The organism is Myroides sp. LJL116 (genome assembly GCF_054871685.1).
The window spans coordinates 113,178-137,344 of sequence record NZ_JBTXLR010000005.1; the positions used below are offsets into that span (position 1 = coordinate 113,178).

The 24,167-nt window shown below is 33.7% G+C and carries 24 protein-coding genes and 1 other RNA gene; 14 read left to right on the plus strand and 11 right to left on the minus strand.

The features are described 5' to 3' along the window. Nucleotides 1–106 precede the first annotated feature (106 nt). A complete protein-coding gene (locus tag ACYSNM_RS06110; RefSeq protein ID WP_461756078.1) occupies nt 107–1,126 on the plus strand; it encodes an SRPBCC family protein in 1,020 nt (339 codons plus the stop codon). Here ACYSNM_RS06110 and kdsB read toward each other — a convergent pair. Continuing rightward, entirely contained in the window at nt 1,123–1,872 is a 750-nt protein-coding gene (gene kdsB / locus ACYSNM_RS06115; RefSeq protein WP_461756079.1) for a 3-deoxy-manno-octulosonate cytidylyltransferase, read from the minus strand. The two genes, ACYSNM_RS06110 and kdsB, sit on opposite strands and share 4 nt — an antisense overlap. Before the next feature lie 69 nt (nt 1,873–1,941). After that, entirely contained in the window at nt 1,942–3,375 is a 1,434-nt protein-coding gene (locus tag ACYSNM_RS06120) for an ATP-dependent DNA helicase (protein ID WP_461756080.1), read from the minus strand. 127 nt (nt 3,376–3,502) lie between these two features. Here ACYSNM_RS06120 and ACYSNM_RS06125 point away from each other — a divergent pair, with 127 nt between their 5' ends. Then, nucleotides 3,503–4,294, plus strand: coding sequence for a DUF3822 family protein (locus tag ACYSNM_RS06125; RefSeq protein ID WP_461756081.1), 792 nt, complete (start codon nt 3,503–3,505; stop codon nt 4,292–4,294). Beyond that, the gene (locus ACYSNM_RS06130) at nt 4,291–4,860 is read left to right on the plus strand and encodes an RsmD family RNA methyltransferase (RefSeq protein WP_461756082.1); all 570 of its coding nucleotides are present in this window, start codon (nt 4,291–4,293) and stop codon (nt 4,858–4,860) included. Before ACYSNM_RS06125 ends, ACYSNM_RS06130 begins: the two co-directional genes overlap by 4 nt. A gap of 90 nt (nt 4,861–4,950) precedes the next feature. Here the strand turns inward: ACYSNM_RS06130 and rnpB are convergent. Then, an RNA gene (gene rnpB, locus ACYSNM_RS06135) (RNase P RNA component class A) lies at nt 4,951–5,272 on the minus strand. Nucleotides 5,273–5,468: 196 nt separating this feature from the next. On the opposite strand from rnpB, the gene murQ reads away from it, so the two are divergent. The 4 genes from murQ to ACYSNM_RS06155 are packed head-to-tail and all read left to right on the plus strand — an operon-like array spanning nt 5,469 to nt 7,717. Continuing rightward, nucleotides 5,469–6,281 (plus strand): N-acetylmuramic acid 6-phosphate etherase, encoded by an 813-nt coding sequence (murQ, locus tag ACYSNM_RS06140; RefSeq protein WP_461756083.1) that lies wholly within the window; start codon nt 5,469–5,471, stop codon nt 6,279–6,281. 4 nt (nt 6,282–6,285) lie between these two features. After that, nucleotides 6,286–6,516 carry a DUF6095 family protein gene (locus tag ACYSNM_RS06145; RefSeq protein WP_461756084.1) on the plus strand — a complete coding sequence of 77 codons (231 nt, stop codon included), beginning with the start codon at nt 6,286–6,288 and terminating at the stop codon, nt 6,514–6,516. Nucleotides 6,517–6,525: 9 nt separating this feature from the next. Then, complete coding sequence (locus tag ACYSNM_RS06150; RefSeq protein ID WP_461756134.1) at nt 6,526–6,912, plus strand: DNA topoisomerase IV; 387 nt, start codon at nt 6,526–6,528, stop codon at nt 6,910–6,912. 13 nt (nt 6,913–6,925) lie between these two features. Continuing rightward, entirely contained in the window at nt 6,926–7,717 is a 792-nt protein-coding gene (locus ACYSNM_RS06155) for a TerC family protein (protein WP_461756085.1), read from the plus strand. Between the two features lie 340 nt (nt 7,718–8,057). Here the strand turns inward: ACYSNM_RS06155 and ACYSNM_RS06160 are convergent, their stop codons facing one another. Next, nucleotides 8,058–8,741 carry a TrmH family RNA methyltransferase gene (locus ACYSNM_RS06160; protein WP_461756086.1) on the minus strand — a complete coding sequence of 228 codons (684 nt, stop codon included), beginning with the start codon at nt 8,739–8,741 and terminating at the stop codon, nt 8,058–8,060. A 40-nt stretch (nt 8,742–8,781) separates the two neighbouring features. Between ACYSNM_RS06160 and ACYSNM_RS06165 the strand changes: the two genes are divergently transcribed. Further along, nucleotides 8,782–9,480, plus strand: coding sequence for an SIR2 family NAD-dependent protein deacylase (locus ACYSNM_RS06165; protein WP_461756087.1), 699 nt, complete (start codon nt 8,782–8,784; stop codon nt 9,478–9,480). A 60-nt stretch (nt 9,481–9,540) separates the two neighbouring features. Here the strand turns inward: ACYSNM_RS06165 and ACYSNM_RS06170 are convergent, their stop codons facing one another. Continuing rightward, nucleotides 9,541–10,116: a YceI family protein gene (locus ACYSNM_RS06170; RefSeq protein ID WP_461756088.1), complete on the minus strand. Its 576-nt coding sequence runs from the start codon at nt 10,114–10,116 to the stop codon at nt 9,541–9,543. Between the two features lie 417 nt (nt 10,117–10,533). Between ACYSNM_RS06170 and ACYSNM_RS06175 the strand changes: the two genes are divergently transcribed. Together ACYSNM_RS06175 and ACYSNM_RS06180 are read left to right on the plus strand one after the other, a co-directional pair. Continuing rightward, the gene (locus ACYSNM_RS06175) at nt 10,534–10,746 is read left to right on the plus strand and encodes a hypothetical protein (protein WP_461756089.1); all 213 of its coding nucleotides are present in this window, start codon (nt 10,534–10,536) and stop codon (nt 10,744–10,746) included. Next, on the plus strand, nt 10,746–11,567 hold the full coding sequence (locus ACYSNM_RS06180; protein ID WP_461756090.1) for a hypothetical protein: 822 nt from the start codon (nt 10,746–10,748) through the stop codon (nt 11,565–11,567). The genes ACYSNM_RS06175 and ACYSNM_RS06180 overlap by 1 nt, the downstream gene beginning before the upstream one ends. Nucleotides 11,568–11,845: 278 nt before the next feature. Here ACYSNM_RS06180 and ACYSNM_RS06185 read toward each other — a convergent pair whose 3' ends face one another. Then, complete coding sequence (locus ACYSNM_RS06185; protein ID WP_461756091.1) at nt 11,846–12,082, minus strand: hypothetical protein; 237 nt, start codon at nt 12,080–12,082, stop codon at nt 11,846–11,848. A gap of 5 nt (nt 12,083–12,087) precedes the next feature. After that, nucleotides 12,088–13,233: a THUMP domain-containing class I SAM-dependent RNA methyltransferase gene (locus ACYSNM_RS06190; RefSeq protein ID WP_461756135.1), complete on the minus strand. Its 1,146-nt coding sequence runs from the start codon at nt 13,231–13,233 to the stop codon at nt 12,088–12,090. Nucleotides 13,234–13,341: 108 nt separating this feature from the next. Here ACYSNM_RS06190 and ACYSNM_RS06195 point away from each other — a divergent pair, with 108 nt between their 5' ends. Beyond that, the gene (locus ACYSNM_RS06195; RefSeq protein ID WP_461756092.1) at nt 13,342–14,073 is read left to right on the plus strand and encodes a class I SAM-dependent methyltransferase; all 732 of its coding nucleotides are present in this window, start codon (nt 13,342–13,344) and stop codon (nt 14,071–14,073) included. Between the two features lie 4 nt (nt 14,074–14,077). Continuing rightward, entirely contained in the window at nt 14,078–14,779 is a 702-nt protein-coding gene (locus ACYSNM_RS06200; protein ID WP_461756093.1) for a ZIP family metal transporter, read from the plus strand. 406 nt (nt 14,780–15,185) lie between these two features. Here the strand turns inward: ACYSNM_RS06200 and ACYSNM_RS06205 are convergent, their stop codons facing one another. Continuing rightward, nucleotides 15,186–18,365 carry a cytochrome c biogenesis protein gene (locus ACYSNM_RS06205; RefSeq protein WP_461756094.1) on the minus strand — a complete coding sequence of 1,060 codons (3,180 nt, stop codon included), beginning with the start codon at nt 18,363–18,365 and terminating at the stop codon, nt 15,186–15,188. Nucleotides 18,366–18,572: 207 nt separating this feature from the next. Here ACYSNM_RS06205 and ACYSNM_RS06210 point away from each other — a divergent pair, with 207 nt between their 5' ends. After that, nucleotides 18,573–19,769, plus strand: coding sequence for a pyridoxal phosphate-dependent aminotransferase (locus ACYSNM_RS06210; protein WP_461756095.1), 1,197 nt, complete (start codon nt 18,573–18,575; stop codon nt 19,767–19,769). A gap of 143 nt (nt 19,770–19,912) precedes the next feature. Beyond that, nucleotides 19,913–21,283: a Gfo/Idh/MocA family protein gene (locus ACYSNM_RS06215; RefSeq protein ID WP_461756096.1), complete on the plus strand. Its 1,371-nt coding sequence runs from the start codon at nt 19,913–19,915 to the stop codon at nt 21,281–21,283. Between the two features lie 105 nt (nt 21,284–21,388). Here ACYSNM_RS06215 and ACYSNM_RS06220 read toward each other — a convergent pair whose 3' ends face one another. The 3 genes from ACYSNM_RS06220 to ACYSNM_RS06230 all read right to left on the minus strand — a co-directional run bounded on the left by ACYSNM_RS06220 (nt 21,389) and on the right by ACYSNM_RS06230 (nt 24,162). Further along, nucleotides 21,389–21,778 (minus strand): hypothetical protein, encoded by a 390-nt coding sequence (locus ACYSNM_RS06220; protein WP_461756097.1) that lies wholly within the window; start codon nt 21,776–21,778, stop codon nt 21,389–21,391. Between the two features lie 312 nt (nt 21,779–22,090). Next, nucleotides 22,091–22,546, minus strand: a complete 456-nt coding sequence (locus ACYSNM_RS06225; RefSeq protein ID WP_461756098.1) for a PaaI family thioesterase — start codon at nt 22,544–22,546, stop codon at nt 22,091–22,093. Nucleotides 22,547–22,635: 89 nt separating this feature from the next. Next, nucleotides 22,636–24,162 (minus strand): L-type lectin family protein, encoded by a 1,527-nt coding sequence (locus ACYSNM_RS06230; RefSeq protein WP_461756099.1) that lies wholly within the window; start codon nt 24,160–24,162, stop codon nt 22,636–22,638. Between the last annotated feature and the right edge of the window lie 5 nt (nt 24,163–24,167).

The following is a 24,167-nucleotide window of genomic DNA, read 5'->3' on the forward strand; positions in this document are numbered from 1 at the left end:
TACTATAAAAACAGGTTATGGGTTTTACTTGCTTTCCTAGCTTTTATAGGGAGCTTATTTATTTTAAAAAACCTTTTGAAATAACTTTTTAATTTATGTAGTTCTTATGAAAATCCTTCAATATTTTTTACTGTTGCTTGCACTAAGCGCCGTAGCTTTAATTGTCTTTATACTTACGCAAAACCCAAGTTTTAAGGTAGAGAGACAATTCAAAGTAGATGTTCCTAAGAACATTGTATATAAATATGTAAAGGATTTAAATAATTGGTCCAATTGGATTGATTCCAAAAAGTTGGAAAATGGAACCTACGAAATCGCTATCGACAAATTAGGAGTGTATAATATACAATCCGAATACAACTACCCTTTTGATAGTATTACCCAAGACATTTTAAATGATAAGGGAATTTCTAACATTTCTTGGAAATTCGCCCAAAGTATTGACTCCACTAGTACTATAGTGGATTTTAAACTAGAGAGCGCCTTAGATTTAAAAACGAAAATTCTAACCTTTTTCAAAGGATCTCCAAATGAGATTGCTAGAAAGGAAATAGAGAAAAACACCAATGCCTTTGAAGTGCATTTTATAAAACAATACAAGGAGTTTAAATTAGACTCCCTTGGAGTTAAGGCTTATCAGGAAAACTGTTATTTAACGCTAGAGAAAAAAACAGTGCGTATCGATCAATTAAAAGATAACATTGTGGAAGACTATGCTAAACTAATGGAGTTTTGCACGGTAAATGCCATTGAAAACACCAATAAGCTTACCCTAGTGTTTTACCCATCTGCTAATTCCTCTACCCTTACCTATCAAGGAGCCATAGCAATAGAAGAGCAAATTTTCCTTCATCCTGATGACGCCTTTCAAGTACTTTGTTTACCAAAGAGCTCCTACTTTGAAACCCTGTTAAAAGGATATTATAGTCATATAGCTCCTAGTGTACAAAAAAGCCAGAACTTATTGCAACAAGCTGGTTATACCCAAGATACAAGTACGCCTATTTTACTAGAGCTTCAAGGGGAAAATATCTCCTCAAATCTCCCTAGTGAATGGCAAACTAAAATTGAGATTCCACTAAAAGAAATCCCTTTAATGGAAACTCAACTTATAGAAGTACTTTAAAGTGCCAAACTTGGGTTGTCTAGAATCATTTGTCTAGCACGCTGCAAGTCCTCATAGGTATCAATTCCAATACCTACATGATTAGTAATGGCCATTTTAATTCTTTTTCCATTTTCTAAGTAGCGAAGTTGTTCTAATTTTTCGCTTTCCTCTAAAAACCCAACAGGTAAAGTAGTGAAGTCCAATAAAGCTTCTTTTCTAAAGGCATAAATACCAATATGTTGGTAATAAATTGCCCCTGCTTCTTTTTCTCTTGGATAAGGAATAACCGAGCGAGAGAAATAAAGAGCAGTATTGCTTCTATCCACTACCACTTTTACATTATTTGGATTTTCCACATCTTTCCAATCCTGCATTGGAGTCATTAAAGAAGCTAGATCTACTTCTTTTTTAGAGTCATTGGTAAATATCTGTATAAGCTTCTCTAGATTCTCCTTATTGATAAAAGGTTCATCTCCTTGCACATTGATTACCACATCAGCAGAAATATCCTTTACTGCTTCGGCAATACGATCACTTCCACTTTGGTGATCTGCCTGAGTCATTACTGCTTTACCACCATGGGAGGTAATTTCATTGTAAATCGCTTGGGAATCTGTAGCCACAAAAACCTCATCAAATAAATTGGTTTTCACTGTAGCTTCATAGGTTCTTCTAATTACGGTTTTACCCCCTAAATCCTGCATTAATTTAGCTGGAAAACGAACAGAGGCATAGCGTGCCGGTATAACTGCAATAATTTTCATACTTGATATTTTTTGATTCTCAAAGGTAATAAACCCCTTTAAAACTTGAGACTATTTTACTGGGAAAATTTAGTCACTGAAAAACTCTTCTTTGAAGCCTATTAGATAAAGCTTACTCTTTGCTCTTGTCATAGCAGTATAAAGCCAGCGAATATATTCCACATCAATACCATCGGGTAAATAAGGCTGTTCTATAAAGACAACATCCCACTGACCACCTTGGCTTTTATGACAGGTAATAGCGTAGGAGAATTTAACCTGAAGGGCATTAAAATAAGGGTTTTCTTTTACTTTTTTCATTTGTTGGTACCTCGAGGTGCACTCTGGGTAATCCAAGAGCACTTCCTGATATAGGGCATTATTTTGGGCATAGGTTAATGCAGGGCTCTCGCTAGTTAAAGTATCCAAGCAAATAATGGTATCAAAACTTGCCATTGTAGGATAATCTATCATACGCACCTTTACCTCTGCAAAACGAAGCCCATATAACTCTTTAGTGTTATAAATCTGTAATACCTCAATAATATCCCCATTGGCAATAAAGTCAGTCACACTAGAATCTTTTAACCAAAAGTAATTATTGCGTACTACCATTAATAAATCCCCGGCAGATACTTCACTTTCTTTATCTAAAATTCGCATTCGAATCTGCATATTATAGGCGTTTGCTCTCTTGTTAGAACGCACTATAAAGGCAGTTTCCTCTGGACCATAATTGGAATAAGAATCAAAAATGGCATCCTGGATATCGTAACCATCAAATAGGGCTACAATATCTTTAAAGCCTTTGGTGGAAAAGGTAAAAGTATCAAAGAAATAGGAATCCAATAGTGTTCTAAGCTCTGTGGCGTTAAACAAGATCCCAGAGTCTTGTTCTTGACGCATCACCTGATCAAGCTCAATACTCTCTACAGGCATTTGAAAAGCCAAAGACAGCATTTGGGTATCTAAAGCAGGACTATTAACCATATTTACAGGAGGAAGCTGAGCGGAATCTCCAATGAGAATCAACTTGCAATTTTGCCCAGAATACACATAATAAATTAAATCATCTAATAGGGATCCATGCGGGTACATACTGCTATCAGAGGCGCTACTATCAGATATCATCGAGGCCTCATCCACAATAAAAATGGTATTTCTAAAGCGGTTAACTTTCATGGAAAATTGCATGGACCCACCTTGTGAACTAGGTTTTGGATAGTAGATGTGCTTATGAATAGTAAAGGCTTGTCTTTGAGAGTAATTACTCATCACCTTGGCAGCCCTACCTGTAGGGGCCAATAATACAGACGAGCGATTTACGTATCTTAAATGATTAACTACACTGGAAATAAGAGTAGTTTTTCCCGTACCTGCATACCCTTTCAGCACATAGATTTGATCCTGCACATCATTGGTTGCAAAGTCGGCTATATTTTGTAAAAAAACATCTTGTTTAAAGGTTAATTCAAAAGGAAAACTTGCCTTTAGCCCTTTGTAAAAATCTATTTGGTTTATCATATCAATGTTTTTTCTTTCTGTAATACATACAAAGATACCAAGCTTTTAAAGGGTAAACTAACATTGTAACTTAAAATGTGTAAATTTGCAGGCACACCCAAAGTTTAGAAAACCCTTAAAATTTAAAATGACTAATAGTAACTATAGACTCCTGGTTCAGGTTTCCTCGAGTAAATTTTCTTTTGTTACAAAGAATTTACACACCCAAGAGGTTACCTTTTTTGGTTCTGAGGCAATTACCAATCAACGAACTATCGAGCAACAACTTGACAGTATTTTTGAAAAATACCCGCAATTAAGTCAAGAATTTAATCACATTGTTATCTATCATGATAACACATTAAACACTTTTATACCTAAGGAGCTTTTTGACCCAAATAACCTAAGTGCTTATTTACAATACAATACCAAAGTATTTTCAACCGATTTCTTTGACCACGATTATATAGAGAATTTGCAAGTGCATAATGTTCACTTGCCTTTTGTTAATTTAAATAATTACTTTATTGATAAATTTGGTAGTTTCACTTATAAAAATATCAATACAGAACTTGTGGATATTCTTTGTGATAAGACCAAGGCAAAACAAGAAATATGCGCTTTTGCTTATATTCAAAAGGACCGCTTTGAGGTAGTAGTAGCTAAAGAAGGACAACTTATCTTCTTTAACTCCTTCTCTTATCAAACTCCAAGTGATTTGGTGTATTTTATCCTTTTTAGCTTTGAACAATTAGCTTTAGATCCAAAACAGACGCCTTTATACTTAATGGGTAGAATCGATCAACAAGATCCTATCTATGAATTGGCTTCTCGTTTTATACAAAACACAAGTATTCTTAGTGATCACGCTTTTATTAGCGTAGATTTACTATTACATCATCAAGTACCAAAACAACATTACATACTGTTCCATTCATGAGAATAATATCTGGAAAATTAAAAGGGCGTAGAATCATCACCCCTAAAAACCTACCTGTGCGTCCAACCACAGATATGAGTAAAGAAGCTTTATTTAGCATTTTAAATCACCACTTTAATCTAACTCAACTTACTGTATTAGACTTATTTGCTGGTACAGGAAATATTAGTTATGAATTTGCCTCTAGAGGGGTGGAGCAAATAATTAGTGTTGACCAAGATTATGGTTGTATCAACTTTATAAAGAAAACAGCAAAAGAATTTGATTTAAATATCACTGCATTTAAATCCGATGTATTCAAGTTTGTAGAAAAGCACCAACAGAGCTATGACATAGTATTTGCTGACCCTCCTTATGACTTTACACAGGAGCAGTTTGAGAAAATCGTCAAAGATGTTCTTGCTACTCCTTTAATTGAAGAAGATGGGATGCTAATTATAGAACACTCTAAATTCACAAAACTAGATCACTTAGAGCACTTTAGTTTCTCTAAAAACTACGGTGGATCTGTATTTAGTTTCTTTGAATTTGAATTAGAGGAAGAAGAAGATGACCTAGAGGATTAACCTCTTTTAGTTTAAATAGCATAAAAAATAAATCCCTATAAAATTTATCTTGTAAAAGAGAAATTCTATAGGGATTTCTTATAACCAAAAATAAAATGCAGACCTATAAGCCGGATTCTGTATATGTAAAAACATACCCTTATCATTTATCTAGGCCATTAATTACTCAATGGCTCCATCTGCCTACCCCTAAAGCATCGAGCGAGTAGCTCTCAATCGCTAAATATACATGGCATTTCACTGTATAGAGTTTACCTGGTTTCACTACAGCATTACCTGTACATACTTTCTGCTGCACTTGTCCTCATGCTATATAAAATACAACACGGATGGGCGTTACCCATTATACTACTCTATAGTGTCCGGACTTTCCTCTCGTTTTAAAAAAACCAGCGATAAGGCGGCCTGCATTAAGGGTGCAAAAGTAAGCCATTCTACTTTAAAACAAAACTCTTTACTATAAATATTATATTTTTTTTACACTGACTCCCTCATTCAAACCAATAAATTGGTAAAACTTAGCCAAAGCTTAATAGTTATAGCCCCTTAGATTGTCTTGTCAAGAGTTTTTTACTTATTTTTGTTACAATAATCAACAACTACAAAAGGTGGGATTTACAAAGACTACAGAACAAGCTTCCTTATATGATAACCTACAGGATATGACTCCTGAGCAAATCCTATATAGCATTAATAAAGAAGACCAAAGTGTGGCTCTATCGGTAGAAAAAGCAATGGACCAAATACTTAAAGTGGTTCAAGAGGTAACAAAGAAATTAAAACACGATGGTCGTTTATTTTACATTGGAGCTGGAACATCTGGACGCCTAGGTATTTTAGACGCCTCAGAATGCCCACCAACCTTTGGAGTAGATCACAATTGTGTCATTGGATTAATTGCCGGTGGTGACAAGGCTATACGTACAGCTGTAGAAAATGCAGAGGACAATATACATCAGGGCTTCAAAGATCTTCAAGAGTATAACATTAACCAAAAAGATATTGTTTTGGGTATTGCCGCCTCGGGAACCACGCCTTACGTGCTTGGAGCATTAGAGTCTTGCAAGCAAAATGGTATTCTAACAGCTGGATTAACCTGTAATGCAAATAGCCCCTTAGCCCAACTAGCTGATCTTCCCATTGAAGTAGTAGTAGGTCCAGAGTTTTTAAGTGGAAGCTCGCGCATGAAAGCTGGGACTGCCCAAAAAATGGTACTTAATATGATTACTACCAGTGTTATGATTGGCCTTGGAAAAGTCCATGGCAATAAGATGGTAGACATGAAAATGACCAATGAGAAATTAATACAACGAGGTGCTCAAATGCTTGTGGAACAATTACAAATTGACCATCAAAGTGCAGTAGAGCTCCTAGAGAAATATAAAAGCGTACGAAAAGTACTTGATAATTATAAATTCTAAACAAATGCAACAACACCATACAGATCGAAAATTATTACATAAAGGAGTTCGCTTCCTATTATTTGCTCTTCCTTTATTTTTTATAGGGCCAATTGTTTTACACAGTTCATTAAAAAATCAGAACCACCCCCTATTCGCCTTTGTTTTTGGACTAGCTTGCTTTCTTTGTTTAAGCTCTATGTTCTTATTATATAAAGGGTTACAAACAATAATAAAATCACTTTTTTCAAAATAATTTACTATGATAAAGTCTAAATTACTTTATTTACTACCTCTGGTAGCTTTAATTACTACCTCATGTTATAAACAAGAGAGAAACTGTCAAAATTTCAAAACAGGTAATTTTGAATTTATTGCCACTATTGATGGAGTAGAAAAAATTTCTCGCTTTACACGAACAGAAGACTACGAGATAGAAACTTTTGAAGGTAAAACCGATACTTCTTCTATTCGTTGGGTAAATGATTGTGAATACGTACTTCAAAAATTACACCCTAAGAACATGGCAGAACAAAAAGCCATTAGTATGAAGATTATTACCACAGATGGTAATACCTGTGTCTTTGAATATGGTATTTTAGGAGACACCAGAAGAGAAAGAGGTAATCTAACTAAAGTATCCGACCTATAAAACCTGCTAAATTATGGAAGCACTCTTAAATGTAGATAGCATAGTAGCCTTTATAACCTTAACTTTTCTAGAGATAATTCTAGGAATTGACAACGTTATTTTCATCTCGATTGTAACGGGTAAATTACCCGAAGAACAACGAAAGAAAGCTACAAAAATTGGACTTTTCCTTGCTATGTTTTTACGTATAGCCTTACTTTTCGGAGTTACATGGCTTATTGCAATGGAAAAAACTCTCTTTAGTGTTAATTGGTCTTGGTTTAGCGCTAACTTTAATGGACAGGCTCTTATCTTATTTGCAGGAGGTATATTCTTAATTTATAAGTCTACCAAAGAAATACATGAGAAAATCGCCCACGTACAACAGCACCAGCCCATAGACACTCCTAGTAATGCAAAAAGCATAGCCTATAAGTCTTTCTCTAATATTATCTTTCAGATACTAATGATCGATTTAATCTTCTCAGTAGATAGTATATTAACTGCTGTAGGAATGACAAACGGGCTTGCAGGAGCTTTATACATTATGATTGCTGCAGTAATTGCCTCTGTAGGTGTAATGATGCTTTTCGCAGTTCCTATTGGAAATTTTGTGAACAAGAATCCAACGATACAAATTTTAGCTTTATCGTTTCTAATTTTAATTGGCTTTATGTTAACCACAGAGAGTATGCATATATCCAATGCTGTTTTAGCAGGTCAATCAATTGGAGCAGTTCCTAAGGGATATCTATATTTTGCTATCGCATTTTCATTGATTGTAGAATTTATCAATATGCGTATTAGAAAAAAATCTGCTGCTTAAAAGAGCATATTCCATAATTAAACAACTATAACACCAACACTTGACAAAGCTTTTAGTTTTGTAATTTTGATGTGAAATAGTACGCTAAGTCGCAAAGCGCTTAACTATATATAAAACTACTTTAACACTCCTTGTTCTTAAGGGTGTTAAAGTAGTTTTTTGTTTATACTACAAATTCAATTAGAGAACTTCAATGAATCATTCTATCTTTTTTAAAGCCCGACCCTGCCAAACAGGCCCCTTTGTATCTATTATAGGATAAGTCTTTAATATAAAAGGCCCCCTTTTAAAAAAAGAAGGCCTTTAATAATATACGATACCAAACACTTAAAAGGTAGTATTATACCATTTTGCTCTCTAAATAGCGCTCGGTAACAAAATCAATATCTTTGATTGTCTTTCTTGCCCAATCTATTCTTTTCTCAATGATCTGCTCTGGGGTTAAATGCCAAGCTAAATCACTTCTTCTAATTCTATTGGATAAACTCTGAATAATTAAAGCCGCAGAAACAGAAATATTTAAACTCTCGGTAAATCCTACCATTGGTATTTTTAAATAAGTATCTGCGTTATCCATAATCTCAGGTGAAAGACCAGATTTTTCGGTACCAAAGAAAATAGCCGAAGGTTTAGTTATATCAAAATCCTCCAAATGGTGCGCCTCTACATGTGGGGTTGTAGCAACAATTTGATATCCTTTATTTCTTAACTCTTCCATAGACTGCTCTGGGGAGGTATAAGTGGTAATATCCACCCATTTTTCCGCTCCTAAAGCGATTTGTTTATCAATGGTTTTACCATATTTCTGTTCAATCACCCCTAGGTTTTGCACTCCAAAGACTTCACAACTACGCATAACAGCGCTAGTATTGTGCATTTGATATACATCCTCTGCTACAATAGTGATATGATTGGTTCTATTTTCTAAAACCTGTTTGAAACGCTCTACTCTATTAGGGGTTAAAAAAGTTTCTAAGTACTCTAAATATTCTAGATCTTGAAATAGCTTTTTTGGATTATTCATTTTATATTTAAGTTTTTATAAATGCAAAGGTAACAATAATATGCAAAAACACTTAGTTGTCCTCTCAGGAGCAGGTATATCCCAACAAAGTGGTATACAAACCTTCCGAGATGCCGATGGTCTTTGGCAAGGATATGATATAATGGAGGTTGCCTCTATAGAGGGTTGGAACAAAAATTCCGATTTAGTTTTAGACTTTTACAATAAAAGAAGAAAACAATTATTAAGCTGTTCTCCTAATGCGGCCCATTTAGCTTTAAAAGAATTAGAAGCCTATTTTAAAATAAGTATTATTACTCAAAATGTAGATGACTTACATGAAAGAGCTGGTAGTAGTGATATTACCCACTTACATGGAGAATTATTAAAAGTAAGGTCTCTACAGGATGAATCTCTAGTGTACCCTTGGCATAAAGATCTTCTAAAACACCATAAAAATGAACAAGGACACGGTTTAAGACCTCATATTGTCTGGTTTGGAGAAATGGTTCCTATGATGGACAAAGCCATAAAGAAGGTAGAAAAAGCCGATATTATACTCATTATTGGAACTTCCTTGCAGGTATATCCCGCGGCAGGTCTTTTGCAATATGCAAAAGCGGATATACCCGTTTATTATATTGATCCTTCCCCTGGAAGCACACAAGGGTTTTCTCAAGAAATTACCCTTATTAAAGAAACTGCAACAAAAGGTATGAGTCAGCTATTTCCAGAATTAGTAAAATGGAGTAAAAAATAAAAATAGGAGGCATCCATTAAGGTTACCTCCTATTTTGTTTCCAATTCTAAAAAAAGGAAATTATTTTTGCTTTGTAAACTCTAAATTCACATTGATCTTTACTTGTTTTCCTATGGCTTGTCCACTTGGGTCATAGTCGATATTGTATTGAAAACGATCAATTGAAGTATTTGCTTGTAAGCCCATTTTAGTATTACCAGAACCATCATCTTCTAATACCCCACCATATACCATATTGAAGCTCACAGGATGACTCACTCCTTTAATGGTTAAAATTCCATTTAAAATATAATTATCTCCAGCTACTTTTTCAATTGAAGTACTCTCGAATTTCATCTGAGGGTATTTGCTAGTTTCAAAAAAGTCTGCACTCTTTAAATGGTCATCGCGCATTTCAACGCCTGTATTGATGCTATTAACATCTATGGTAAAGATAAATTTTCCATCACTTAAATCCTCTGCGTTACCTTGGTACTCTCCTTGGTAAGAATCCATTCTACCATCTACAAAAGAAATCCCTAAGTGTTTAACACTAAAATTTAAAAAAGAGTGGTAATTATCTACCTGCCATTTATCTTGGGCCAAAGTAGTAATACTAGATAAAACTACAATTGCTAATAAAGCTATTTTTCTCATAATAAAACTGTTTTTTTAATTCCTTACAAAGATAGAGAGCCCTAAAAGGAAACCACTTAATGTAGATTAACAAAGACCACACATCTATTAAAACACTCTAATATAATGCATTATATCTTTATTATATTAAAAATAGCACTTTACCTGTAAGTTATTTCATTTAACTATCCAGCTGCTAAACACCTAATACTAACCTACACTAAACAAACCCTGTAAGTAATTACAGACAAGGTGTCTTAGTAATGAGTTTTCTAAAATAGAATTAGCAAATTTCGCAGTTAGTTTTAATTGCACACATTCTTATATTTAGGTATAATTCAACAACGTTAAATCCTATATAACAACAAATTACCTCCTTAAATATTTTGATAATCATTTTTTACATTGTATTTTTACGTAAAATTTAATCATTAAAACATGAAACTTTTAAAAAATATAAATAGATGGCTTGAAAGAAAAAACAAGTCTGATATTGAAAGAGTTAGAGTGACTTCTTCTGGAGCATTTTATATGAAAAGTGAGGACTTATTTAATGATAATAAAGAAGCTTTAGAACTAATTGAAAAATTAGATAAATCCTTATCAAATTTTAAGAAAGCAAATGCTAGAAACTTTGCTAAAGTAGAATAATGCCACGCCTAGATTTAATTATATTACCATTATTAGCTGGCTATATATTTCTTTTTACATTTAATTTAACGAAATTTTACAATATAAGGGTAGATAGGCAAAGACTTATTTTCAACTCTTTAATTTGTACCGTATTTTTATCTTTTTTTAGTTTTCTCTTCGATTTTTATATTTTAAAAAGCGAGACTTTCTTTGGTTTACCTAATCCTTTACTACAATGTAGAACTTATTTAAGCAAGCTTATCGACCAAATCGTAGGGAGCCAAAATTTAACCTTTGGTTTTAAGCAATCCATTCTAATTCTGCTCCTTTCATTTCCATTAGCTAAAATTCTAAATTTAGTATTTAGCAGAAAGTTTGCTTTTGATTACACCATAAGAAAATTTGGATCTCAACTTGATCGTTTATTTTGGTTTTCATTAATGGAATTAAGGGATGAAGATAAACTTTTGATGATAACAACCAAAAGCAACAAAGTATATATTGGATATGTGAATAAGATCTCAGAACCTCTATCCGAATCATATATTAGAATTATACCTAATTTTAGTGGTTACCGAGATAAAGAAAAACTTACAATAGATATTACAACTAAATATACGGATGTAATAAAAGATTACCTGCAAAAAAATAAGAAAAAGGAAATAGACGACAAACTAGGGATAATTATACCGGCAAGTGAAATATTAATTGTTTCTAAATTTGATGCAGAAATATTTGGTAGATTTAACAATAGCAATCAAGACAAACAAGATAATTTAACTCCAAATCAGATTATAATTAAAGGCATTTCCAATATATTTACAGACCTTTTAAAATAAATAAAGTTACTTAAGTATAATTTCTTGTATTCAAAAACTTATAAAAAATAAAACTGCAACTACTATTAACTTAGGGTTTAGCAGCTAATAAGTCCAATTAAGACAGATAAACTATTTTTTAAATTTTCACCCTTACCTTAGATTATAAAGTTCAAGAACAGCTTAACATTGAAAGTACATTAATTGTTATAAAAAATTTCACTACAGTTATAGAAATATCTACTGGAGTTGAAATCAAAATAAAAAAGAGCAGGTTTTTAAAATCTGCTCTTTTACTATTACTTATTTAAAACGATAACTTTTTTCATGAAAATCCACTTCATACAAATCTTATCCCCTTTTTCTGTTTTAAACACTTTAAATTGAGGTGCCACTATAGTGGCTATAATTGCTGCTATAATAGGCAACCATACACCTTGAAGTTCTGTAAAGACCCCTAAGAGCCAACGCAATAAAATAAAAAATAGCGCAAAGCTGCAAAATTGCAACAATAAAGATTTTGTACTTGCATTCATAGTAGTTATTCTTTGGTTATATATTTTCCTTTTTTACTTCCCTCGTATAATTCATATTTGGCAAAGCGTGCTTCTAATTTACCATTAAATAATTTAATTTTTCTAGAAGGTCTTAATCCAACGTATTTTAACGCCTCAATATTACCGGTAATAAACCAAGCTTGTGTTCCTGGGTAACCTTGTTTTAAAGTATCTCCAATTTCACGGTAAAAACGCTCTAAGTGAATATCCAATCTCTCTCCATAAGGTGGGTTGAATACCATATGAAGTGGTCCCTGATTTTCTTTTTGCGTATCAAAGAAGTTAGCCTCATCCACTTTGATGTAATCTTCCAAGTGTGCATTATACACATTATCTCTTGCTTTACTAACGGCAGAAGGAGCTTTATCGTATCCTTGAATAGTATAATGGAACTCTCTAACTTTTTTCATTAAAGAATCTTCAATCTTCTCATATAAATCTGCATCCCAATCTTTCCATCTCTCAAAGGCAAATTCTTTGCGATTAATATTGGCTGGAATATTACACGCAATCATTGCTGCTTCAGTCAATATAGTTCCTGAACCACACATTGGATCTAAGAAATAACATTGACCATCCCATCCACTCATTAGTAGCATACCTGCAGCTAACACCTCATTAATAGGAGCAATATTAGTTGCTGTACGATATCCTCTATGGTGAAGAGAGTTTCCAGAAGAGTCTAAAGAAACTGTACACATATCTCTATCAATATGAATATTGATTCTTAAGTCAGGGAAATCCTTATCAATATTAGGACGCTTTCCTGTTTTATCTCTAAACTGGTCAACAATAGCATCCTTACTCTTTAAAGCTACGAATAAAGAGTTATTAAAGTTTTCTGTAAAAACTGTTGCATCAATTACAAAGCTTTGATCCGCATCTAAATACTTACTCCAGTCTATACTTTGGATCCCTTTATAAAGGTTCGCCTCATTGTATACAGCAAATTGATGTATAGGCTTTAAAATCTTCAAGGCAGTACGTAAAGCTAAATTAGCCTTATACATAAAACCTTTGTCTCCTTGGAAGCTAACCATACGCACTCCAGGTTTAACATCCATTGCACCTAATAACTGTAATTCTTTGACTAATACCTCTTCAAAACCGAAGAAAGTCTTAGCTACCATCTTAAAATTTTCCATCTCAATAAATATATAAGGAATAATTTGTTTACTCGCTTTATTACGCAAAAATAAAGTAAATTTGTAGGCTAATAAAAGATTTAAAGTAAAAGTATGTCAAAACATGAAAAAGCATGGTATAAGAGTTGGTTTGATACCCCTTATTACCATACTTTGTACAAAGATAGGAATTACCAAGAAGCACAATTATTAATCGACAACTTATCGGATTACCTAAATTTAGAACAAGATTCTAAGGTTTTAGATTTAGCATGCGGAAAAGGACGTCACTCGGTTTACTTAAATAGCCTAGGATATAAAGTAACCGGAGTAGATCTATCTAACAACAGTATAGAATCTGCTAGCAAATACCAAAGCGAATCTTTAGACTTTAAAGTCCATGATATGCGCGAGCCAATGTCAGAGAAATATGACGCAGTGTTAAATTTATTTACCAGCTTTGGCTATTTCAATGATGAACAAGACAATCAAAAGACCTTACAATCCATTCATCAAAGTTTAAATGACTATGGTTTAGCGGTAATTGATTTCTTAAATGCTGAGAAAGTTATTGAAAACCTAGTGGAAGAGGAAACCAAAGAAGTAGATGGGATTACCTTCCATATTAAAAGAAAATTAGAAGATGGCTTTATTGTAAAGGAGATTTCTTTCTTTGCAGATGGTAAAGATCATCACCACACAGAGAAAGTAAGAGCACTTCGCCTACAAGATTTTGAAAAAATGATGGAAGACCAAGGCCTTTTTCTACTAGATACTTTCGGATGTTATAAACTAAGAAAGTTTCACCCTAAAGATTCGGATAGACTAATTATGATTTTCAAGTAAGCCTATGGTTTATATAATACCCTTTCTATCGGTTATAATCGGTTACTTAGTAGCCATTACATTACAACCAAAGAACAAAAAGCACATAAAGTTATTAATGGCCTTTAGCGGCTCGTTTTTATTAACTTTAACTGTAACCCATTTACTACCGGAGGTATACGAGTATAGTACTCCTGTGGTAGAGCAAGGCCATAGCCATGGTAGAAACCTTATTGGTTTTTATATCATGCTTGGAATTGTGTTTCAAATCGTTTTGGAGTATTTCTCCAAAGGAGCCGAACATGGGCATGTACATATACATAATAAACTAGATAAAATACCTTGGCTTTTATTTATTAGCCTTTGTATACATGCGCTTTTAGAGGGTATGCCACTTAGTAAACACCAAGAATTATCCGTAGGTATAGCTATTCATCACTTACCTATATCGGTGATATTAACTGCCTTTTTCATTCAAGGAGAAATGAAGAAAAATGCCATACTATTTTGCATGGTTATTTTTGCATTAATGACTCCACTAGGTACTTTAATATCCACTAATGTAGGGTTTTTAAATGATTATTATCCGCAAATTTCTGCAGTAGTAGTAGGTATATTATTTCACATATCCTCTACAATCATTTTTGAAAGTAGTGAAGACCACTCCTTTAATATCAATAAACTAATTGCTATTATATCTGGAGTTATCTTAGCTTACTTTGTATAGTCTAACAATAAGGTTTAAAACATCAAATAGCAGTATTACTTAAAAGTAATACTGCTATTTTTTTTGTCTAATACCTGTTTTTAAAATAGCTCCCAACACATAGGGTCTTACCCCCTTTTTACTTTCTATGCCAGTACATACAAACTAACTTCAAACTAGGGCCACTACTGCAGTATGAAATGTCCTATAACCCAGTATTTAAACAAGTCCTACCTCAACCTTCTTTAATAGATATAAAGCTTAATCTCTATACAGGTCTACGGCTACAGATACATTTTCTTGTTAAAGCAATTAGGTCCTATATCCTATCATAACTTAAAACCCACAAGACAAAATAATGTAATAAAAAAGGGAGAATCCATAATGGACTCTCCCTTTTCATTTGATTTATAAGAAAAATAATTAATTATTTTTTATAGTATTTACGGTACCCAAACCAAGCAGCTGTACTTAGTAAAATACAGAACCCTAAAGAATACCAAACAATAGAAGGCGTAATTACTTGCTCTCCTTGCGCATAAGAGTGTAGTCCACTTAAGTAGAAGTTAACTCCAAAATACGTCATCATAATAGAGTAGAAAGCAAAAACACTAAATACGTTAAAGATCCACATTCCTCTTAAAGCAGGTACAAAACGAGCGTGAATAACAAAGGCATAAACCATAATACTAATTAAAGCCCATGTTTCCTTTGGATCCCATCCCCAGTATCTTCCCCAGCTTTCATTAGCCCATTGTCCTCCAAGGAAGTTTCCAATGGTTAAAAGCACTAAACCTACCGTTAAGGCCATTTCATTAATATAAGTTAACTCCTTAATATTTAAATCCATTTTAGCCTTATTCTTACTATTAGTTAAGATCATTAAAATTAAGGATACAATTCCTAAGATCATACCTAAAGTAAATGGTCCATAACTTGCAACAATTACAGCTACGTGTATAATTAACCAATAAGAGTTTAATACAGGTTGTAAGTTAGCAATAGAAGGGTCCATGTAGTTTAAGTGTGCTCCCCAAAGAATCATACCAACCACAAAGGAAGTAGATGCAATGGTTAATTCACTCTTACGTCCAAAGTATAATCCAAATAATGCTGTTGCCCAAGCTACATAAATAACCGATTCATAAGCATCACTCCAAGGAGCGTGTCCAGATACATACCAACGAACTGCTAAACCTAAAGTATGAATAATAAACAAGATAACTACCCCATAGCTTAAGTACTTCACAACTGTTTTACTCAAGCGATTTGGTTTAATAATATCGGCAATAATGAAGATAAACATAAATACTGCTACTAGCATATAGTAAGAGTAAAGTGTTTTAAAGATATTATACTCATTGTATAAGATCTCAAACTCAATACGCTTTTGCTCAGGCATTACCTCTTTACCCATAGTTTGCTGGTAAGTCTTCATATGAGATAAAAACTCATCTGCCTTAGAGTAATCTCCTGTTTCTTTAGCTTGGAATAAAGCAGGCACATACATTCTAGGTAGGATACTTTTTGTAAAAACAGAATCCATTCCATGAATTGCCACCTCATTTAGTTCAAGTGGTGATACCCATTTATTATTTTCATCTCCAGGAATTGGGAATATCGTTAAGATACGTGTGGTAAAAGCAGCATTTAATAAAGCCATTTTCCCATCCATATCTAAGAAGTCTTTCTCAAACTGACTTTTAATAGGAGTATGGTTAGCATCCTCTACTACTTGAGTCAATTTATAGTTCCCCTTATCATCGAAGAAATCCATAAAAGTAGCGTGTTTAGTACCACTTGGAAGTCCTAGGATTTGGGTCATTTTCTCATTACCTCTTGGAAGAGTAATAATTGGAGCATAATACCAATAGTTTGGCGCTCCTTGTATTTGTTGAGCAACTGTAAACTGAGTCATGGATAAGAACACCTGGTCAGGGTTCAATCCTTGGTAAGTTTCTTTTTTGTATACTTTTCTTAAAAGCTCTGAAGCAAAAGTATTGATAGGTTTCATTCTTCCACCGTAATCTTGGATTACAAGTTGTCCAAACTTAGCAGCGTGTTCTGGTGAAACAGCTGTAGTTTTAACAAGAGAATCAATCACCGCTGGAGCAGGGCGAAGTGGATTCTGGTGATCGTGTTGTGCAAAAGCAACACTAGAGAATAATAGAACCATTATACTAAGTAAAGCAGCTTTCTTTTGTCTTACTTTATCTAGTTTTCTACGTAAATCTCCAAAACGAGTATTTTTATCAAATAAAATAGCTAACATACCGATGTATAAAAAGAAATATCCTACATAAGTGATCCAAGTTCCCCAGAAATCGTGGTTTGCAGAAAGAATAGTTCCCTTCTCATCTCTATCGAATTCTGCTTGGAAAAAGCGGTATCCCTTATAATCTAAAATATTATTCATGTAAATTCTAGCATCAAATTCCTCTTGTCCATCTATAACAGTAACCTGGCTCTCAAAAGCAGAATAGCTAGTTTGTGTTCCTGGGTATTTAGCTGCAATAAATTTATTTAAACGGATTTCAAAAGGAGTAGTATATACTTTACTTCCAAACATTAAAGTAAAATCTAACTCTCCAATAGTAATACTTACAGGTTCACCTACTCTACCTGCTTTACCGATTAAAGTAACTTCTTGAGACTCTCCTTGACTCTCTACCACTACAGTTAAAGCATCGGTATTATGTCTGGCTTTATAATCTCCATCACTTACAAGAACGATTTCACCTTTAATTGGCATATCAGGTAATACAAACTGCGTACCAGCCATGGAATAAAGTGATCTAAAGTTTAAAGAGTGTTTCTCACCCGCCTCTACATGTCCTGTAGACTGATCGGCCATCACCATAAAGTTTCCTTCAAAAGGAGACTCCATAAAAAAGCCATCTTCCTCCTCTGTAATATTAATTGCACCAGGAGTTGGTTTATCATAAGCAAAAAGAACATTGTGAATACTCACTACTTCTCCTTGCTTTAAAAAGTGCTCATGACGATCTCCATCCCCACTTTCAACTAATTTCAAAAAGTTCACTCCGTTTGGATTCTCCTGAATTTCTTCTACAGCCCCCATAACAAAGTCTTTATACACTACTTTAAAATCAATTCCATTGAACTCTTCTGAAATAGTAAACTTATTCTTGTTTGGAGTGTAGTCAGAAAAAATCATTTGCTCTTCAAAAGTTCTTCTTCTTTCTTGCCCTTCATACTGACCATCTGCCATGATCGTTACAAAGGTATCTTGGGAATAGATACTATCGGCTGTTTCCCCTTCTCTAATAGGCATCATACCTTCAAAACTGATATAACGCGTAATAAAAGCACCTAATAAAATAAAAATAAATGCTGCGTGTAACATTAATGTTGCCCACTTCTCTTTATTTAAAAGGCGGTACCTTTTTATATTTCCAAGGAAATTTAAGAAAAACAGCAACATAATCATTTCAAACCATTTGGCATTGTAAATTAGTATACGTGCAGTAATAGTATTATAGCGATCCTCTATGAAGGTTCCTATAGCTAAAGCTACCGCAAATACAATAAATAAAAGTGCCATTAATCGCGTGGAAGAAATGAAAGATATTATTTTTTTGTCCATGAGTTGTTAATACATTGTTTTACAATGCAACAAAAATAACCAAAAACACCAGCAATACATGTTATTTAACTTATTATTTACTTATGAATTTATTCTTGGATAACATAAAAATAATATACATTTGCATCCACGACTACTTGTGTAATAAGGTGAAAACATGGGTTTTCAACTTTTACTTGTAGTATTCAAACAATAAACCTATTAACTATGCCAAAAATTTCTCAAAAAGGCCTAAACATGCCGGAATCACCAATTAGAAAATTGGTTCCTTTTGCGGAAGTTGCAAGAAAAAAAGGAAATCATGTTTTTCATTTAAACATTGGTCAGCCAGATATTAAAACACCTCAAGTTGCACTTCAAGCAGTAAAAGATGCTAATATTGAAATATTAGAATACAGTCACTCTGCTGGATTTGAAAGTTACCGTAAAAAATTAGCCTCTTATTATCAAAAACATAACTTGGATGTAACACCAGAGGACATCATTATTACCACAGGTGGTTCTGAGGCATTAATGTTTGCTTTAGCAAGTACTTTAGATCAAGGAGATGAGATTATTATCCCAGAACCTTTTTATGCTAACTACAATGGGTTTACTACAAGCAATGGAATTAATGTAGTTCCTGTGATGAGTAAATTTGAAGATAACTTTGCTTTACCTAGTATTAGTGAATTTGAGAAACTAATTACTCCAAAGACAAAAGCTATCTTAATTTGTAACCCTGGAAACCCTACAGGTTATTTATATTCCGCAGAAGAAATGCAGCAATTAACAGATCTTGTTTTAAAGCATGATTTGTTTTTAATCGCTGACGAAGTATATAGAGAATTTGCTTATGACGGGTACAAACACATCTCTGTGATGAGTATACCAGCTTTGGCAAATAACGCTATTATGATTGATTCTGTTTCTAAGCGTTATAGTATGTGTGGTGCTAGAATTGGATGTATTGTTTCTAAAAACAAAGAGTTAATGCAAACAGCAATGAAATTTGCTCAAGCAAGACTTTCTCCTCCTACTTATGCACAAATCGCTTCAGAAGCAGCTTTAGACACTCCTCAATCTTATTTTGACCAGGTAATTACAGAATACAAACAAAGAAGAGATATTTTTGTAAAAGCTTTACAAGAAATTCCAGGTGTTGAAGTAGCTGTGCCACATGGAGCATTTTACTGCGTGGCTAAATTCCCAGTAAAAGATGTAGACCATTTTGCTAAATGGTTATTAGAGGATTTCGAATTAGACAAGCAAACAGTAATGATTGCACCTGCCCAAGGATTTTACTCTACAAAGAACCAAGGTTTAAACGAGGCTAGAATGGCTTACGTATTAAAACAAGAGGATTTACTTAGTTCAGCTAAGATCCTTAAAAAAGCACTTGAAGTATATAAAGACATAGAATAAAAAGTTAAATTTTAACATTCAATACTTGTCTTGTTTTCAGTATATTAAAATTAAGCAATGATTTTTTTTCATTGCTTAATTTTTTTTTACCAACTATTAGTCTATTTTTGAAAAACTAACCTAAACCAAACAAAAACTAAGAAATGAATCGTAGAAATTTTATTCAATCTTCTGCTATGGCAGGTTTTGCTTCTCTTATCATGCCAAACTCTCTTTTTGCATTTGACAAAAAAGCTAAAAAAGTTAGAGTAGGAATGATTGCAGTGGGAATGCGTGGGCAAGTACACCTTGATGAATTATTAAAACGCGACGACGTAGAAGTAATTGCAATGGCCGATCCAGATCCTCGCATGATCAAAAGAGCACAAAAAATCGTAGACAAACACAACAAAAAACAGCCTATTGTTTATGGTAATGGGGATTATGACTACCAAAACCTTTTAAAAAGAGACGATATTGATGCAGTAATCATCTCTTCTCCTTGGGAATGGCATGAACAACAAGGTATTGAGTCCATGAAAGCAGGTAAAATCGTTGGAATGGAAGTTTGTGGTGCAACAACTTTAGAGGAATGTTGGAACTATATTAACACCTATGAAGAAACTGGAGTTCCAGTAATGATGCTTGAGAACGTTTGTTATAGACGTGATTTAATGGCTATCTTCAATATGGTTAAAAAAGGTAAATTCGGTGAAATGATTCACGGAACAGGTGGTTACCAACACGATTTAAGAAATGTACTTTTTAACGATGGAGAGCAACCTTATGGAAATGGAGTAGAATTCGGAGAAAAAGGATTCAGTGAAGCTGCTTGGAGAACAGACCACTATGTAAATAGAAATGGGGAATTATACCCAACTCACGGATTAGGACCAATTGCAGCAATGTTTGATATTAACCGTGGAAATAGAATTACTCACTTAACAGCAATGGCTTCTAAGGCTAGAGGATTAAATAGCTATATTGTAGATAATGCTGGAGCAGATCACCCAAATGCACAAGTAAAATTCAAACAAGGAGATATTGTAACTACAACGTTAAAGTGTGAAAACGGAGAAACTATTGTTTTAACCCACGATACTTCTTTACAAAGACCTTATAACTTAGGATTTAAAGTACAAGGAACCGAAGGAATTTGGCAAGAAATTAGTTCTGGTGCATTCGATAAAGGATTTATCTATTTTGAAAAAGAAATGGGATACAATCACCAATGGGACAATGCTAAAGAACACTTAGAGGAGTACGATCACCCACTTTGGAAAAATAACGAAGCAAAAGCAGTAGGTGCAGGCCACGGAGGAATGGACTATTTCATGATTAATGCTTTTATCGAAAGTATTAAGAGAAACGTGGAATTCCCATTTGACGTTTATGACATGGCTACTTGGTATGCAGTAACTCCACTTAGTGAAAAATCTATTGAAGAGAATGGTCAAGTACAAGAAATGCCTGACTTTACAAAAGGTGCTTATAAAAACCGTAAAACCATCTTTGGATCTAACGATCAGTACTAAGAAGGTATTTATATAAATAATAAAGGAAGAGGTTAACTTAATTAGTTAACCTCTTCCTTTTTATTCCTGCTCTATAGTAATAATAGTACATAACTATCACTATACTTACCTTACGCAATCCGCAGTCCATAAGCGATCATCTTTAGTAAAGGCAATTACCAAAGTACTTTGATCTATACGAATATAATGCGCCTGATCTGAGCCAACATTAATCACTACATTTTCTCCATCTTTCTCAAATTCCACTCCGGTTAAATCCGGAATATCGTTGGAGAATAGAAAGTTATAGTTCTTACCAACCTTAATTACCTCAACACTACCATTAGAGGTATTAATGTGCTTATCGCCAAAATCATAAGTAAGCTTACCTTTATACTTTCCAATAAAAAGATCATTATTCACTGGATCATCGTCCTTGCTACAAGATAAGACTACAAAAAGACCTAAAAGCGCTACTGAAAGTCCTAAGACTGTTTTCTTTATAAAAATTTTCATAATACATTATTTTGGTTATGTATTAATAGCAACAAAAATTAAGCCACAACATTGAAAATCATTATATTAATGGAAATAAACTAACCTTTAGCCTTGCTAATTTGTATTATAAACAGCTTATAGTAAAGAAAAAGTATGGACCATTAAAAAGTATAATCTTTTCAAAGTAGTCTACATATGCGTTTATAAAAACAAAAGAGTGTATTGTTTTAAAAATTAGTTTTACCTGTTTTTTAAACAATACACTCTTTTTATTTTCTAGCTTTTAAGGCAAAGCTATTTATTACTACTAGATATTTTTACCACATAGTACTATTTTAAAGTAATAGCTAAAATTTCTCCAGTAGCACAAAGTTCTTCCATAGCAAATAAATCCATAGTAACAGTAACTTTTCTACCGTCTATACTTTTTAATTTCCCTACAATAGTTAAGGGCTGTCCCATCGGAGTTGCTTTCTTAAAGTTTACATTTAAATTACCCGTTACGCAGCGAACCGATAAAGTCCCTTTATCTAACTCATCTCCATTTGCTTTACTTGCAAAAGCTGCAGCCGAGGCTGTTCCGTGACAATCTAATAAAGAGGCTATAAGTCCTCCGTAAACACTACCAGGCAAGGCAGTATATTTAGAATCCGGGGTGAAAGTAGAAACAGTTAAATCTCCTTTTAAATACGTTTTGAGTCCATGGCCTTCAGAGTTTTGGGTTCCACAGCCAAAACAATGGGCAAATTCAACAGGGTATAAATCCTGTATGGCAATTTGAGTCATAATAAAATACTTTGGTTTATAGTAACTGAAATATACCTCTTTACTTTGGTAGTTTCACTATAAAAGAAGCCTAATATTTTAAGGAAACCCTATTTTTTTAATACCCTACTCTCGATATTAGGATTTACTATAGCCCCACATTCTACAGTATTAATCGTTAATACGATTTCTTCCGAAGTCTTACCGTTATTGTTATCAATCACATATTTAGCTCTCATATTTTGAGAAGAAGTCACATATTTACCTGTAACAGTAAAGGTAACTTCACTGGTTTCTGGATTGTAGGTCCATTTACCAACATCAGTCTGATTAAGGGTTAGTCCCACCTTTTCGCCTTTCGTATTTAAAAAAGAAAAACTTTGCTTGTTCAAATCCAAATCAGAATCTTTAAATAAAATAGCAGAACTGATTCCTCCGATATTATTATTATCTGCATTATCACTTTTTTTAACGCACATCTGCCATGAGCTAGGTGGTACAACTAAAAAATCAGAAGAGGTGACTTTTAAATTACGAACAATAGCAATTTGCTCTAAAAAATCTCCAGTAGAAGCGGTAAAACCAAACTTTACCTTTTGTGGAACTGGATGACTAAAACCATACTCAGCGTTGTAAATATTCTTAACTCTATAATGGTCTAAATACTCAAAGTCTTCTACAAGTGGAATCGTTTTACCATCTTTAATAGTACTAATACTAATAGTTGTCCCAACTAAGGAAGTACCATCGTCACCGAAAATAGGTGCAACATCCACCTTAATACGCTGGAAATTATAAGCGCCTTCTTTTCCACCATCTAAAATATCCATCAAATGTCCATTGGGATTATGGGCAAAGGTATAACTACCATTACTACCATCTATAGTAGCCATAGTAAAATAATCTTCAGGGGCTTGCTCTCCACCAAAATATCTAGTAAATAAAACAGGAGTCCCTAAATTATTATAGTTAGTATTGGTGGTACCCCCACGCAAAGTAATTTGACCTCTATTATAAACAAAGTCATTATATTTACTAATACCAGGATTACTACTAACTTTTTGAAATTGATCCTCTTGAATCCCCTCTCTTAATTCATAGTTCTTCATAGCTCCTGTCCCATAAAACCCTCTACCTACCCCTGGTGATCGGTCAAAATAATAAGAAAAACCAATCCCTAAATACCCCCCTTGCAGTGCTTTTTTCATTTGTCCTGAAACATTAGCATTTGTAGCATAACCCAAGGCGGCTCGATTTGCCCCGATAGTAAGCTTAGGTTGAGTTGCATCATAGAGAAAAAAGACTAAACCTCCCCCTTTAGTACTACCATTAACAGGGTTTTCAACACTTGCTAAGGCATAATCAAACTCAAAGGATACTTTACTATTTAAGTCTATAACCAAATCATCTATTGCAAATCCACTAACTCCAAGATTCTTATGGGTTAATATTAACCCATCTTTTGTATAGCGCTGTGCCCCACTAGGAGCAAAAGTTCCCATGTCTTCAATAATACCAGCAGGTCTTGTTCCATCCTCACTAATTAAGGATGATTCATAAACTACTCCTGAAGGGGATTGCCCAAGCAGCAGTAAACTGCTAAAGCACAAAATAATGATATAATATAATTTATTCATAACTT